The sequence below is a fragment of the Nitratidesulfovibrio sp. 1201_IL3209 genome, assembly GCF_036763125.1.
GTDB lineage: Bacteria > Desulfobacterota > Desulfovibrionia > Desulfovibrionales > Desulfovibrionaceae > Cupidesulfovibrio.
The window spans coordinates 13,767-27,583 of sequence record NZ_JBAIYT010000046.1; the positions used below are offsets into that span (position 1 = coordinate 13,767).

11 protein-coding genes and 1 pseudogene are annotated in these 13,817 nt (G+C 68.9%); 2 read left to right on the plus strand and 10 right to left on the minus strand.

The window, feature by feature from the left end; all coding sequences use genetic code 11:
- Nucleotides 1-13: 13 nt before the first annotated feature.
- From acs to V6B97_RS16070, 6 genes are all read right to left on the minus strand, one after another.
- On the minus strand, nt 14-2,131 hold the full coding sequence (acs, locus tag V6B97_RS16045) for an acetate--CoA ligase (protein WP_333507535.1): 2,118 nt from the start codon (nt 2,129-2,131) through the stop codon (nt 14-16).
- Nucleotides 2,132-2,133: 2 nt separating this feature from the next.
- Nucleotides 2,134-3,276, minus strand: a complete 1,143-nt coding sequence (locus V6B97_RS16050; protein ID WP_333507536.1) for a LytR/AlgR family response regulator transcription factor — start codon at nt 3,274-3,276, stop codon at nt 2,134-2,136.
- Between the two features lie 441 nt (nt 3,277-3,717).
- Nucleotides 3,718-5,508 carry an amino acid ABC transporter permease gene (locus V6B97_RS16055; protein ID WP_333507537.1) on the minus strand — a complete coding sequence of 597 codons (1,791 nt, stop codon included), beginning with the start codon at nt 5,506-5,508 and terminating at the stop codon, nt 3,718-3,720.
- 190 nt (nt 5,509-5,698) lie between these two features.
- Nucleotides 5,699-6,526: a transporter substrate-binding domain-containing protein gene (locus V6B97_RS16060; protein ID WP_333507538.1), complete on the minus strand. Its 828-nt coding sequence runs from the start codon at nt 6,524-6,526 to the stop codon at nt 5,699-5,701.
- A 180-nt stretch (nt 6,527-6,706) separates the two neighbouring features.
- The gene (locus V6B97_RS16065; protein ID WP_333507539.1) at nt 6,707-7,438 is read right to left on the minus strand and encodes an amino acid ABC transporter ATP-binding protein; all 732 of its coding nucleotides are present in this window, start codon (nt 7,436-7,438) and stop codon (nt 6,707-6,709) included.
- A 415-nt stretch (nt 7,439-7,853) separates the two neighbouring features.
- Nucleotides 7,854-9,269: a sensor histidine kinase gene (locus tag V6B97_RS16070; protein WP_333507540.1), complete on the minus strand. Its 1,416-nt coding sequence runs from the start codon at nt 9,267-9,269 to the stop codon at nt 7,854-7,856.
- Between the two features lie 486 nt (nt 9,270-9,755).
- Here V6B97_RS16070 and V6B97_RS16075 point away from each other — a divergent pair, with 486 nt between their 5' ends.
- Together V6B97_RS16075 and V6B97_RS16080 are read left to right on the plus strand one after the other, a co-directional pair.
- Nucleotides 9,756-10,553, plus strand: coding sequence for a tetratricopeptide repeat protein (locus tag V6B97_RS16075; protein ID WP_333507541.1), 798 nt, complete (start codon nt 9,756-9,758; stop codon nt 10,551-10,553).
- Nucleotides 10,550-10,882, plus strand: a complete 333-nt coding sequence (locus tag V6B97_RS16080; RefSeq protein ID WP_333507542.1) for a PilZ domain-containing protein — start codon at nt 10,550-10,552, stop codon at nt 10,880-10,882. Before V6B97_RS16075 ends, V6B97_RS16080 begins: the two co-directional genes overlap by 4 nt.
- Nucleotides 10,883-11,012: 130 nt before the next feature.
- Here the strand turns inward: V6B97_RS16080 and V6B97_RS16085 are convergent, their stop codons facing one another.
- From V6B97_RS16085 to V6B97_RS16100, 4 genes and pseudogenes are all read right to left on the minus strand, one after another.
- Nucleotides 11,013-11,957: a YceI family protein gene (locus tag V6B97_RS16085; protein ID WP_333507543.1), complete on the minus strand. Its 945-nt coding sequence runs from the start codon at nt 11,955-11,957 to the stop codon at nt 11,013-11,015.
- Between the two features lie 88 nt (nt 11,958-12,045).
- Nucleotides 12,046-12,972, minus strand: coding sequence for a pirin family protein (locus V6B97_RS16090; RefSeq protein WP_333507544.1), 927 nt, complete (start codon nt 12,970-12,972; stop codon nt 12,046-12,048).
- A gap of 263 nt (nt 12,973-13,235) precedes the next feature.
- Nucleotides 13,236-13,559 (minus strand): hypothetical protein, encoded by a 324-nt coding sequence (locus V6B97_RS16095; protein WP_333507545.1) that lies wholly within the window; start codon nt 13,557-13,559, stop codon nt 13,236-13,238.
- Nucleotides 13,560-13,696: 137 nt separating this feature from the next.
- Nucleotides 13,697-13,817 (minus strand): annotated as a pseudogene (locus tag V6B97_RS16100) (IS1595 family transposase); the annotation flags it as partial.

Here is a 13,817-nt window from a genome sequence, read left to right on the forward strand (position 1 = left end):
GCGCAGGCTTCATCTACACGTATCCGTCTTCCAGCGTGGAAAGATCCCCCGTCTCCCGGCCTAATTCCTCGCTGCGCAGCACCCGGCGCATGATCTTGCCGCTGCGGTTGCGGGGCAGACCATCGCGGAAGCTCACCTCGCGGATCACCGCCACCGGCCCCAGTTCGCGCCGCACGTGGTCCACCAGTTCGGCGGCCAGGTCGTCGGGGCTGACCATGGTGCCCAGCGGCGGGTGGTCGTCCACCAGCACCACGAAGGCCTTGGCCACCTCGCCGCGCAGGTCGTCGGGCACGCCGATCACCGCGCATTCCGCCACCGAGGGGTGCGAGGCCAGGGCCGCTTCCATCTCCGCCGTGCCGATACGGTGCCCGGCGATGAGCAGCACGTCGTCGGCCCGGCCCTGGATCCAGAAGTAGCCGTCCTCGTCGCGCCGGGCCACGTCGCCGGTGCAGTACCAGCCGGGAAAGCGTTCCCAGTACAGGCGGCGGTAGCTTTCGTCGTCGTTGTACACCCCGCAGGACATGGCGGGCCACGGACGTTGCAGCACCAGCAGGCCGCCGCGCCCCGGAGGCACGGGCCGGCCGTGCTCGTCCACCACCTCGGCCTCGATGCCGGGCAGCGGCCGGGTGACCGAGCCGGGCTTCAGCAGCGACACGGGCAGGGGGCTGAGCATGATCATGCCCGTTTCCGTCTGCCACCAGGTGTCCAGCACCGGGCAGCGGCCGCGCCCCACATGGCGGTGGAACCACAGCCACGCCTCGGGGCTGATGGGTTCGCCCACCGTGCCCAGCAGGCGCAGGGTGGTCAGGTCGTGCCGGGCCACGTGCTGCGCGCCGTGGCGCATCAGCATGCGCACCAGGGTGGGCGCGGTGTACAGGATGGTCACGCCCAGCCGTTCCACCACGGACCACACCCGCCCCGGCTCGGGGTACAGGGGGTGGCCCTCGTACAGCACCGTGGTGGTGCCCGCCATGAGCGGCCCGTACACCACGTAGCTGTGCCCGGTGATCCAGCCGGGCTCGGCCGTGCACCAGAAGATGTCCGTGGGCTTCACGTCGAACACCCAGCGCATGGTGCGGTGCACCCCCACCATGTAGCCGCCGTGGGCGTGGACGTGGCCCTTGGGCTTGCCCGTGGTGCCGGATGTGTACAGCAGGAACAGCGGGTCGGTGCTGTCCATGATCTCGGTGAGCGCCTCGTGGTGCTGGCCGCGCACCGCGTCGTGGTACCAGATGTCGCGCCCCTCGGTCATGGGCGTTTCCACGTGGGCGCGGTGCACCACCACCATGTGGCGCACCCCGGCGGCCAGGTCCGGCGGCAGGGTGCGCACCGCCTCGTCGGCGATGGGCTTCAGCGGGATGACCCGGCCGTTGCGGTAGAAGCCGTCGACGGTGACGACGACGGCGGGGCGGGCGTCCTCCATGCGGTCGCGCAGCGAGCGGGCGGAAAAGCCGCCGAACACCGTGGAATGCACCGCGCCGATCTTGGCGGCGGCCAGCATGGCGAACACCGTTTCCGGCAGGGGCGGCATGTAGATGACCACCCGGTCGCCCTTGCCCACGCCCAGGCCGCGCAGCGCGTTGGCCAGGCGGTTCACCTCGCGGTACAACTGGTAGTAGGTGAAGCTGCGCGTATCGCCGGATTCGCCTTCCCAGACCAGGGCCAGGCGGTTCTTGGTGCCGGTCTCGATGTGCCGGTCCAGCGCGTTGTGCACGATGTTGCAGCGCGCGCCGGGGAACCAGCGGTGGAAGGGGGCGTTGCTGCCGTCGTGCACCGCGTCCCAGCGGCGGAACCATTCCAGTTCCTCGGCCGCCTCTTCCCAGTAGCCGTCCGGGTCGGCGGCGGCGCGGGCGCGGGCGCGGGCCACGTCCTGCGGGTTGACCACGGCCCCGGCCACCACCTGCGGCAGGGGACGGAACACGCGTTCCTCGCGCAGCAGGGCGTCGATGGTGCCGCCGGTAAAGGGCAGGTCGCGCACGGGGGGCACGGCGGCCGGGGGCGGGGTGCCGTCAGCGTGAACGGGGTGAGCGGGGCGAGCGTCGGGGGAAATGTCGGGGCCGATGCCGGGCGCGGCGTCGGCCGGGGCGCCCGGCGCTGCGGGAGGAGGTGCGGGATGTTTGCGGCGCGGCATGGCTAGAGCCCCAGTATCTCTTTCAGTTCGCCCAGCCGCCTGCGGCTGATGGGCAGTTCGATGCGGGTGCGGCCCATGGTGCGCAGCATGCAGTTGCCGCCCGGCACCGAGGCGATTTCCGTCACCATGTCCAGGTTCACCAGATACTTGCGGTGCACGCGGAAGAACCGGTGCGGCCGCAGCCTGCCTTCAAGCACCTTCAGCCGGTACGAGGTCAGGTACTTGTCGGTGGCCGTGTGCACGTAGCTGTAGTCCTCGTAGGCCTCCACGAAGACGATTTCGTTGTACGGCACCAGGATGGTGGTGCCGTCCTGGGTGATGGCCAGCTTGCCGATTTCCACCGGGCGGAAGCGGCTGGTGTAGTCCCAGGCGGAACCCAGGGCGGACAGGAAGCTGTCCTGCTCCTCGTCGCCGAGGGCCAGTTGCAGGGTCTGCACCGGGGGGCCGTCGTCGCCGGGATCGCGCGCGTCGTCCCGCCATTCCTCGTGCCAGCCGTCCTGCCAACCGCCAAGGGGTTCGATGTCGCCCGAGGCGATGGCCGCCCGCACGGCGGAGGGGCGAACGGCAGCGGGGGGCGCGCCCTGGTCGGCGGGTTCCGGCCGGGAAGGATCGCCCCCGCCCTGCCGGGCCGCCTGCGCCAGTTGGTCCGGTGCTTGGCTTGACGATTCTGGCGACTGGTCCGGTGATTGGCCGGGCGATTGGCCGGTCATCTGGTGCGACGGCTGGTGCGGTTCGCGCCACCGGGCCGCCGGTTCCGGGGCCAGCCGGAAGTGGGCGCGGAACTGGTCCAGCCGTCCCACGGTGCGTTGAAAGCGTTCGTCCGGGCAGGGAAAGATGAGGTAGTCGGTGGCGTCCAGGTCGAAGGCCTCGAAAGCCAGTTTTTCGTCCTCGGCGATGAACACCAGCGCCGGGCGGTCGCGGCGGCCCAGCAGGCGGCGGGCCAGTTCCAGCCCGGACGTCTCGCCGCCAAGGTCCACCCCGGTGAAGAACACCCCGTAGGGCAGCGCGTCCAGCAGAGCCCACGCCTCGTCGCCGTCGGCGGCCTCGCCCAGCACGCGCAGGAAGGGCACGGGCGCCAGCAGGCGGCGCAGGCGTTGGCGCACTTCCGGGTCCGGGTGGGCGAGCAGGGTGTTCAGGCGCGTCATAAATGAGCCGTGATGAGCCGTGATGAGCCGTGATGGGCCGCGATGTGCCGTGGATGCGCGGGGCGCCGCCGTTGTGGGGTGACCGGCCGGGCCGCGGGGCGGACGGCCCGGCGGAATCCGCCCGCCGCGCCGCGCCCGATGCGCCCGGAGCAATGACATTCACCCCGCACTGTACATGCGCCACGGGAATCTGAAAAGGGGCGGCGGGTTGTGCGCGGCGAGGTTGTGCGAACAACCTGTGCGGTCATGCCGTTGGCCATTCCCGCAAGGGGACGGGGGGACCGCGTTGCACGGGGCTTCCGCCGGGGAGGGGGATGGGCATGCGCGGACGGTTCGCGCCCACGGTTCACGCGGACCGGCCCATGAGAAAGCCCCCGCGTCGCTTCCGGGGAAGGACGGAGGGGGCCTGGTCGCCATGGCGGCGGCGGTGCGCCGGGCGCGTCACATGCGCAGGCTGACCTTTTCCGGCGACAGCCTGCGTTCCAGCCGCGCCGCGAACACCGACATGGTGTAGCAGCAGATGAAGTAGAAGAAGGCCACCGTGCCGTAGATCTCCATGGGGTGGATCATCAGGCGGTTGTTGATGCCCTGGGCCACGAAGGTCAGTTCCAGCACGCCCAGCACGAAGGCCAGCGAGGTGTCCTTGAAGATGGCGATGAACTGGCCCACGATGGCCGGGATCATCTGCTTCAGCGCCTGCGGCAGCACGATCCTGCGCATGGTTTGCAGGTAGGTGAGACCCGTGGAGTAGGCGGCCTCCACCTGCCCGGCGGGAATGTTCTGGATGCCGGTGCGCACGATTTCGGCGAGATAGGCCCCGGTAAAGGCCGTCAGCGCCCAGGTGGCCGACCAGAACACGTTCAGCGTGGTGCCGAACATGACCGGAATGAAGAAGTACACCCAGAAGATGACGATGATCAGGGGGTTGCCCCGGATCAGTTCGATGTACAGCAGGCAGGGGATGCGGAACACCCGGTTGGACGACGAACGCCCCACGCCCACGGCCAGGCCGATGAAGAAGCTGACCGAAATGGCGATGACCGCCATGAGCAGCGAATAGGCAAGGCCGCCAAGGCCCAGGAACATCTCGTCCGGCCGCCCGTCGGGAAAGTGCCAGATGAGCAGGGCGCGCAGGTTGTCGAACACCACGTGCCACTGGAAGCCCCACAGCCCCTTGCCCACCGAATAGAACAGCCCGGCCAGCACGGCCACGAACAGCCCCTTGCCCGCCAGCACGGCGGCGCGGGCGGCGTGGGCGCCGAACTGGTGCAGCATGGCCGCCAGCGGGGTGTAGGTGGTCTGCGCGGCCGAGTGGCGGCGGGCTCGCAAGGCGCGGGTGACCGGCCGGATGAACATGCGGCGGACGAGTCCGAACGGGGCCAGCAGCGCGTCCACCGCCAGCACCGGCGCGGAGCGGCCGTGGGTGGAATCCAGCCGCATGCGGCCGTTCACCCCGTTGAGGATGAACGAGATGACCAGCGACAGCGAAAGGTACAGCACCGTGGCGGCGCTGGTGGCCTCGAAGCCCTTGAAGGTCAGCGATTCCACCTGCTGGGCCTGCCAAGTCAGCTCCGCCACGCCCACCACCATGGCCAGCGACGAGTTCTTCATGTTGTTCAGGAACTCGCTGCCCAGCGGCGGAATGATGGCCCGGAACGCCAGCGGCAGGATGATGGTGCGCAGCACCTGGAAATAGGACAGGCCCGAGGAGTAGGCCGCTTCCAGCAGCCCCTTGGGGATGGACTGGAGCCCGGCGCGGATGACTTCCGCCATGAACGAGGCCGTGTAGACGGACAGGCCGATGGTGGCGCACCAGAACTCGAACTGGATGGAGAACAGCGCCTCGCGCGCGTTGTCGGGCAGGATGGCCGGAAAGGCGAAATACCAGAAGAACAGCTGGATGAGCAGCGGCGTGTTGCGGAAGAACTCGATGACGCAGGTGGCCGTGGCCCGCAGCGGGCGGAACAGCGAAAGCCGCGCGAGGCCCAGCATGGTGCCGAGCAGCAGGGCCAGGGCCGAACTGATCAGCGAGATGCGCACCGTGTTGGCGAGGCCCTTCAGGATTTCCGCGCCCATGACCACGCCGTAGGTCTCGTTGCGCGTGAAGAGCATGCTCCACTTGAATTCGTAGCCGAAGTCGAAGACCCAGCCGCAATAGTAGATGGCGAACGCCGCCAGCGAGATGAGGACTGCGTTCTGGACCCAGGTCTTTTCCAGCCAGTATCGGATCATGTGCCGTTCCGGAAAGGGCGCGCCGGGCCCGGCGGGGTGCGGGGGACGGCGGCGCGCGCGTGGTCGTGGTGCGTGTGCGGGCGCGCGGCCACAGGCTTGCCGCCCGCCCGCGCGCTGGTGCGCGGGTCGGTAACAATGCGCAAGCCCGGACGGGCCGGGCTTGCGCGCAATGTTCAGCAGTAGCGGACCGTTAGGGCCACATTTCGATCTGGCCGGCCAGCGGCATTTCGAACGGGGTGCCCGGGCCGTACCACTTGTTGTAGATGGTCTTGTAGGTGCCGTCCTTCCACATGTCCTGGATGGCGGCGTTCACGGCGTCGCGCAGGGCGGAATCGTCCTGGGGCATGGCCATGCCGTAGGGCTCGTCGGACAGGAAGTCGCCCACCAGTTCGAACTGGCCGGGGGTCTTGGCGGCGTAGCCGACCAGGATCGAGGCGTCGGTGGACCAGCCGGCCACGCGGCCGTTCTGCAGCGCCTGGAAGCACTCGGATTCCTTCTGGAAGGAGATTACGTTGGCTTCGGCGTTGGGGTCGCCCGCTTCCTTCAGGGCGCGGCGCACGTTGATTTCGGACGTGGTGCCCTGCATGGTGGCGATCTTCTTGCCCACCATGTCCTTGATGGTCTTGAACTGGCCCTTCTTGGCCAGGATCTTCTGGCCGTCGAAGAAGTAGGTCAGCGAGAAGTCGACGGACTTGTCGCGTTCGCGGGTGTGGGTCATGTTCGACACGGAAAGGTCGATCTGGCCCGACTGCACCAGGGCGATGCGGGTCTTGTTGTTCACCTGGACGCGTTCGATCTCCACGCCCATGCGCTTGGCCACTTCGGTGGCCATGTCGTAGTCGAAGCCGCCCCATTCGCCCTTTTCATTGTAGAAGGCGCCGGGGATGGAGTCGGTCATGATGCCGATGCGGATCTTCTTTTCCTTCTGGATGCGGTCGAAGACCGGACCGGCCATGGCCACGGAGGCCATCAGCACGGTGAGGACCGAAGCCAGTGCAAGCAGTTTGACCAAGCGCATATCCTTCTCCCTGTTTTGGGTTGCCCACGGCCCCCGCACATGCGGGCAGGCCCCTTGCGGGGCTGCGGTCCCCTCGGCAAAAGGGACGGCGGGCCGACAACGGCAAGAAAGGCTCAACAGTCAACGCGTAATGTCACGATGCGGAACGCCAGGGGCCGTTTCCTGGTCAGGAGACGGCCCCTAATGCGTCAGTATCTTGCTGAGGAATTCCCTGGTGCGCTCGTGGACGGGATTGCTGAAGAACGCCTCGGGGGTGTTCTCTTCCACCATGACGCCCTGGTCCATGAAGATGACCCGGTCGGCCACCTCGCGGGCAAAGCCCATTTCGTGCGTCACGCAGACCATGGTCATGCCCTCGCGGGCAAGCTGGCGCATGACGTCGAGCACCTCGTTGATCATTTCCGGGTCGAGGGCGCTGGTGGGCTCGTCGAAGAGCATGATGCGCGGCTTCATGGCCAGGCCGCGCGCGATGGCCACGCGCTGCTGCTGCCCGCCGGAAAGCTGGCCGGGGTAGGCCCCCGCCTTGTCGGGAATGTTCACCTTTTCCAGCAGTTCCATGGCCGTCTTCTCGGCCTCGGCGCGGGGGGTGTTGCGCACCAGCAGGGGGGCCAGGGTGATGTTTTCCAGCACGGTCATGTGCGGGTACAGGTTGAACTGCTGGAAGACGAAGCCCACCTCCGCGCGCAGCATGGTGAGGTTGGTGCGCGGGTCGTTGATGTCCACGCCGTCCACCACGATGTGGCCCTTCTGGATGGGTTCCAGCTTGTTGATGCAGCGGATCAGCGTGCTCTTGCCGGACCCGCTGGGCCCGCAGATGACGACGACCTCGCCCTGCCTGATCTCCAGGGTGATATCCTGCAACACATGCAGTCCGCTGGCGTACCACTTGTGCACATGGTCGAATTTGATCACACGGTGCTCCCCGGTTCGGTCTGGGGCGGTCTGGAACGCTCCGGAAGGGCAGGCGCGGACGGCGGCCCCCCGTGCGCCGGCATGTGCCGACGCGCCCCGCGCCTGCGAAGTAGCAGAATACAGGGGTACGGGCAACCCGTGGGCTGACGCTTTTGACATTAATGTTTCAATTCGAGGCGTTGCGTCATAAACGCAAGGCACGCAGGGGGCGGATATCGCCCTTTATGGCGGGCGGTTGGCGCAGGCCGGGCGGTGCGCGCCCGGCGCAAAAACGATGGGGATTTGCGAAATTGTCAGCCCCTGGCGGGAGCGGCGCCCCCGTTTCCGCGTCCGTCACCGCAGGGCGGAGGGGCCGGGGCTTGGCGGGGTCCGGGGCAGGCCAGCCCGCGTCAGGCCGGACCCGGACGGAGAAGATTCAACTCAGGGCCGGGGCGTCGCAGGGCAGCAGAAGGTAGAAGGCGTTGCCGCCTTCCTGCGCTTCGTAGCCCACGCGGCCGCCATGCAGGTCCACGATTTCGCGCACGAAGTGCAGGCCGTGCCCGGTGCCGTATTCGCCATGGGTGTTGGAACCCCGGAAGTCCGGTTCGAACAGGTGGGGCGCGTCCTCGGCGGACACGGCGGGGCCGGTGGTGAACACCTCCACCCGCGCGCCGTGACGTCCGGCGCCGAAGGCGTCGGGCACGCGGCAGATGCGGCAGCGCACCGCCTGGCGGAGGAAACCCGGCGTGGGGCGGGTGTACTTGACCGCGTTGGACAGCAGGTTGGCCAGCACCTGGCTGATCAGCCCCACGTCGGCGGAAACGCGCACGTGCTCGCATTCCGGGCGCATATCCATGCGGACCTCGATGCCCTTTTCCTCCAGCCGCGACCGGAAGCGCTCAAGCTGCGGCACCACCACGCGCTGGGCGATGTCGACCTCCGTCTTCTGGAGCACGTAGTGCCCCTGGTCGAAGTGGCTCTGCCGCAACAGCGTTTCCAGAAACAGGCTGGATTGCAGGAAGTGGCGGTAGATCTCGCGGTACTGCTCGTCCAGCCGTTCGTGCAGGTAGCCCAGCTGGCGGATGGCCTCGGCCTCCGGCCCGCTGGGCATGCGCCCGCCCGCGCTGAGGGTTTCGCGCAGTTCGCCCATGGCCTGTATCTTGCCTTCCAACTGCCGGAACAGCAGCTTGAAGTACATGTTGGGCACGATGACGTTGTGGCCGATGTCGTGCACCAGGCTGCGGATGAACCGGATATGTTCGCGGTTCTTCATTTGCAGCAGCCGGTTGTGCAGTTGGAAGCCCACGCGGTTGGCGTATTTTTCGTAGTAGAAGCGGTCGTGCCCGGTGAGCGGCGCGGCAGGGTGCAGCACCATCATGCCCAGCACGTCGCCCACGGGGGTGAAGGGCAGGCTTTCCCGGTCGGCATGGCGGCCGCGCACGGGGATGCGGTACTGCCCGTCCTGCGTGTGCGGCCCTTCCGCCAGGTGGTCGCGCTGGGGCGGATTGTCCGCGAACGGGGGCATGTCCGGGTTGCGCCGCACCAGATTGCCCGAGGCGTCGAGCACGTACAGTTCCGCCTGCATGTCGAACAGGATGCGCGGCACCAGCACGGCCAGGGCGTACAGGTCGGGCAGGGCGTCGAATTCCTGCGCCAGGTCGAAGAACACGTTGAAGGCGCAGATCTGCCGCGCGGTGAAGTTGTAGCGGGTGTAGTCGGAGAGCTTGGCGTGGATGCGCGCGGAGACGTGGTCGGCGCCCAGCGCGGTGGGCGGCGCGGGGGGAGAGGAGTTGGATGGCGGGGCAGGGGGAGCGGGGGGAGCCGGAGGGGCGGGGGACTGTTCGGACGTCATGACAACCTTCTGGGCTACCCGGCGGCTGCGGGGCTTTCGGGGCCGTGCGGGCGCCCCGGAAAAGGGGCGGCCCGGTTTGGCGTCCGCTCGTGACAGATGACGGGGGCGGCGCATGTCGAGCGTTTGCCGGTGGGGGGCGGGGCATCCGATGGCTGCTGGTCCGTTGTCATTATGCATCATTTCCCGCTCCGCGCCAAGGGTTTGGGCCGGGTTCGCGGGGTATTCGCGCGGCGCCGGGAGCAGCCCGGAAGGCCATGGACCGGGCTTTGGCCGAGTCCCGGCGGCGTCAGTGTGGCGTCAGGGCGACATCAGGGTGGCATCGGGGCGACATCGGGCCGCCCCCCCCCCCCCCGCAAGTCTCATTGACGCGGCGTGGCGCGCCATGCCATCACCCCGTGAAGAAACGGGATCGCGCGGGGTGTCCGGCCAGACCGGGCAAGCGGCCAGACCGGCAATCCGGCCAGTCCCGCACGGAAAGGGGGGCACATGGTGCCGCAGGTGTTGGGGGTGTATGTTTCGGTGCGCACCGAGCGCACGGGCATGGGCACCACGAGCAGGGACGTTTCGCAGAAGATCCGTTGGCTGGTGGCCTGTCAGTCTGATGGGGCTGACGGGCCGGACGGGGGGCGGTACATCCTGCAACCGCTGACCGACGCGCATCTGCCCTCGGGACTGGTGAAGAACCTGCCCGAGGCGGACTTCATCGAGCATTTCCTGCCAGACACGGAGTGCTACGAAACGTTCATCCGCCCGGCGGCCGACGCGCTGGCCGCATACATGGACGAACTGCCGGCGGACGAGCCCTTTTCGGTGGAGCGGTACAGCCCGCTGGCCCTGTCGTTCGACCAGATGCGCGTGCTGGACGGCCTGCTGGCCGTGCTGCGGGGCAGGCCGGGGCTGGTGCCCCGCGCGCACGACGTGCCCGACCTGCGGGCCATGCTGGCGGGCATGTCGCAACTGCGCATGGCGCCCGACTTCCAGAACCGCGTGGCCGGGGTGGCCATCGGCCTGCGCAAGCGCGGCGACTACGCGGCGGCGGAATACTACTATGAACGCGCCCTGGCCGTGAGCGGCCAGGAAGACCGCATCCTGTTCAACCTGGCGCGGGTGTATTACGAGACGGGAAGGGCAGAGAAGGCCGCCGACTGTCTGCGCCGTGCGCTGGCGGCCAACCCCGGACTGGCCGTGGCCGAACAGTTTCTGCGCTTCGTCCTGACCGGGGCGCGCTCCGCCGATGCGGGCGGCGTCCCCGGCGTCACCCCATCCGGCAAGGAGACCCCATGAGCGATGACCGCCGCACCTATCCCCGGCTGCAACTGGACTGCCCCTGCTTCGTCACCCTGCGCCGCGACGCGGGCGACGTGCCGTGCATGGTCGGCAACATCAGCGCGGGCGGGGTGATGCTGCAACTGCCCCCCTTCTGCGCGGCCGAAGGGCTGCCCTTCGGCGAGGTGGTGAGCCTGGTGGAGGTGCCGCAGGCCCTGTCCGGCGCGCTGGAAGGCGTTCAGGGCCGGGTGGCCTGGTGCAGCGGCGCGCAGGCGGGCGTCTGTTTCGACGACGTGCTGCCCTTCAGCGTGGACGACATCATGGACATGCTGGACGAGGTCTGCTGAGCGGGCGGGCATGCCCGCCGGTTCCGGATGCCCGCGACCTGTGGCGGACCGTTCCGGCTTGTCGGTACCGCGCGTCAGGGGTCGACCATCAGGGGGCACCGGTCAGGGGCCACCGGTCAGGGGCCACCGGTCAGGGGCCGCTCGGCGGTGCGTACACCAGCCGGAAGTCCAGCGAAATGGCGTCGTCCACCCGGTGGTAGCCCAGGTGCCGGAAGAACCGCGCCGAGCCGTACAGCACGCCCCAGCGGGTGCGGTCCAGGTCGCAGTGCCCGGCCAGCGCCAGCCCGCCCGCATCGTCGATGCGTCGCACCGCCACGTCCATGGCCAGCTTCCTGCGCACGCCGCGCAGGGCGAACTGCCCCGTCAGCCGGTAGTTGGGGGTGGTGGCCGTGGCCCCGCGCAGGGGCGTCAGGACCATGTCCTCCAGCGTGGCCTGGGGAAACAGGGTGACGAAGAAGAAGTCGTCCGAGGCCAGGTGGGCTTCCAGCACCGGCCGCAGGGCGTCGTCGGCGATGTCCCGGTCCCGGATGGAGCGCATGTCGATGCGCAGCCCGCCCTGCCCGCGCCCGTCGGAGAAGGCCAGCGCGCCCCCGGCGCAGTCCACGGTGCCGGTGTGCGCGCCGTTGTCGTTGCGGCCGGTCCAGCGGATGACGGAGGCCGCCGCGTCCAGCGCGTGGCGGCCGTCGGGCATGACCACCGGCGGATGGGCGTCCGGCCGGGCATGGGGGGCGCTGCCCTCCAGCGGCAGCCCGGCGGCGCACCACGCCTCCAGCCCGCCCGCGAACCAGCGCACGTCGGTGTGCCCCTGTCGCAGCAGCTTTTCCGCCGCCATGCGCCCGTCCAGCGAGCCCGCGCCCGCGCCGCAGACCAGCACCGGCACCGAGCGGTCCGGGGCCAGCGCGGCCACGGCGTCGCAGAACACCACCTCGTGCACGCAGGCCTGCACCGCGCCGGGAATGTGCCGCTGCTCGAAATGCTCGGGCACCATCACGTCCAGCACGATGCCCGCGCGCGCCTCCACGAAGGCCCGCGCCGCCGCGAGCCCCACCTTGCGTACCTTGTGAACCGTGGTCATGCCGCCTCCTTGCGCGTGCCGTCCCCCCACTCTGCCATGGTGGTGGGGCGGGTCGTGGCCATGGAACCCGAATGCGCCGTGAAATCCCCTACCGGTCCAGCCCGGCGGATGCCGGGTGGCGGATGAAGGTGCCTGCCCGTACCTCGCGGAACGCGGTTTCCAGTTCCGCGTCGGTGTTCATGACGATGGGGCCGCGCCAGGCCACGGGCTCGCCCATCGGGCGGCCGGTGAACAGCAGCAGGCGCAGGCCGTCCCCGCCCGCGCGGAAGGCCACGGAGTCCTCCCCCTCCGCGCGTTCCGCCCCGTCCGGCCGCCGGAACAGCACCAGTGTGCGGTCGGCCACGGCGGTATCGCCGGTGTTGCCCGCAGCCGTCCCCGCAACCGCCCCCGCTCCCCCGATGACATAGGCGATGGCGGTGTGGCCGCGCGGCACGGGGTGCTCGTGCGTCACGCCCGCCGGAACGGTCAGGTCCAGGTAGCCCGGATCGGTGACGATGTCCGCCGCAGGCCCCGTCACCGGTCCCGCCGCGCCATGCACCGTCCCGGCGATGACCCTGGCCGTCACCCCCTGCGCCAGTTGCGCCACGGGGATTTCCGCCGCCGTGATGCTGCGGTAGCGCGGCTCCATCATCTTGTGGCTGGCGGGCAGGTTGGCCCACAACTGGAAGCCGTGCATGGCCCCGTGCGCGTCGCCCTTGGGCATTTCCTGGTGGATGATGCCGCTGCCCGCCGTCATCCACTGCACGTCGCCGGAGGAGATGACCCCCTTGTTGCCCATGCTGTCGCCGTGCTCCACGTCGCCGCGCAGGATGTAGGTGATGGTCTCGATGCCCCGGTGCGGGTGCCACGGAAAGCCCTTGATGAAGTCTTCCGGCCGGTCGGAGCGGAAGTCGTCCAGCAGCAGGAACGGGTCGAACATGGGGGCCTCGAAGTAGCCGAACATGCGGCGCAGCCGTACGCCCGCGCCCTCGGTGACCGGTTCCCCGTGCAGGACGAGTTCGACGTCTCTCGGCATGGCGTGCCTCCCTTCTTGCGGTGATGGCGGGTGCGCCGTGGGTCGTGGCCGCCGCCACACGGTCGTCAGACGGCCGCCGGACAATGGGGCGGGCTCCACGGACCCTGCGCCATCTTGGCACACCGGGCACGCGGGGGCAAGGCGCGGGGGAAAGATTGGCGGGTGGTGGGAAGGGGGAGCGGGCGCGGGCGCGAGGCGGACGGACGATGGCAGGGCGGTGGAGGCGGGACCGGCAGGGCGTCCGCCGCGCCCCGTCCATCCTGCTAATGCCCGGAATACGCCAGCACGTGGTTCAGTCCGGCGCTGGACTTCTTGATGTCCGTTCCTTCGATGCGGTAGCGGGTCAGCCGCCAGGCGTCCATGTCGATGTGGTCGATGCGGCCCTGGCAGGCCGGGGTCAGGTGCGGGGCGATGGCGTCGGCCAGTTTCTGCGCGTCGCAGTACGGGCCTTCGTAGGCGATGCGCAGAAGGTCGCCCTCCAGTTCCACCCATTCCTCGCCGATGGCCCCGGCCGCCGCGCGCAGCATGTCCTGACCGGCGGGCCACACCGCGCCGTAGACCTTTTCCTGAATCATGTCGCGGGCCATGCGTGTTTCCTTTACGGGTGTCCTGCTGCCGGTGGATGATTTTTGTGCGCCTTCGGCGAGCGGGATATCCGTATTTTTTTGTATGCCTCCGGCGGGCAGGGGGCTATCGCCCCCTGCACCCCGTATTTGTATTGGCTCTAGACCATCAGGTCTTTGTTTTTTGCTACCAGCCGTTTCATTTCGGCAATGAGTTGGGGCAGGGGCTTGTTGTAGCGCCATTCACATTCTTTGAGGTGTAATTCGAAGTTCCTCTTCACC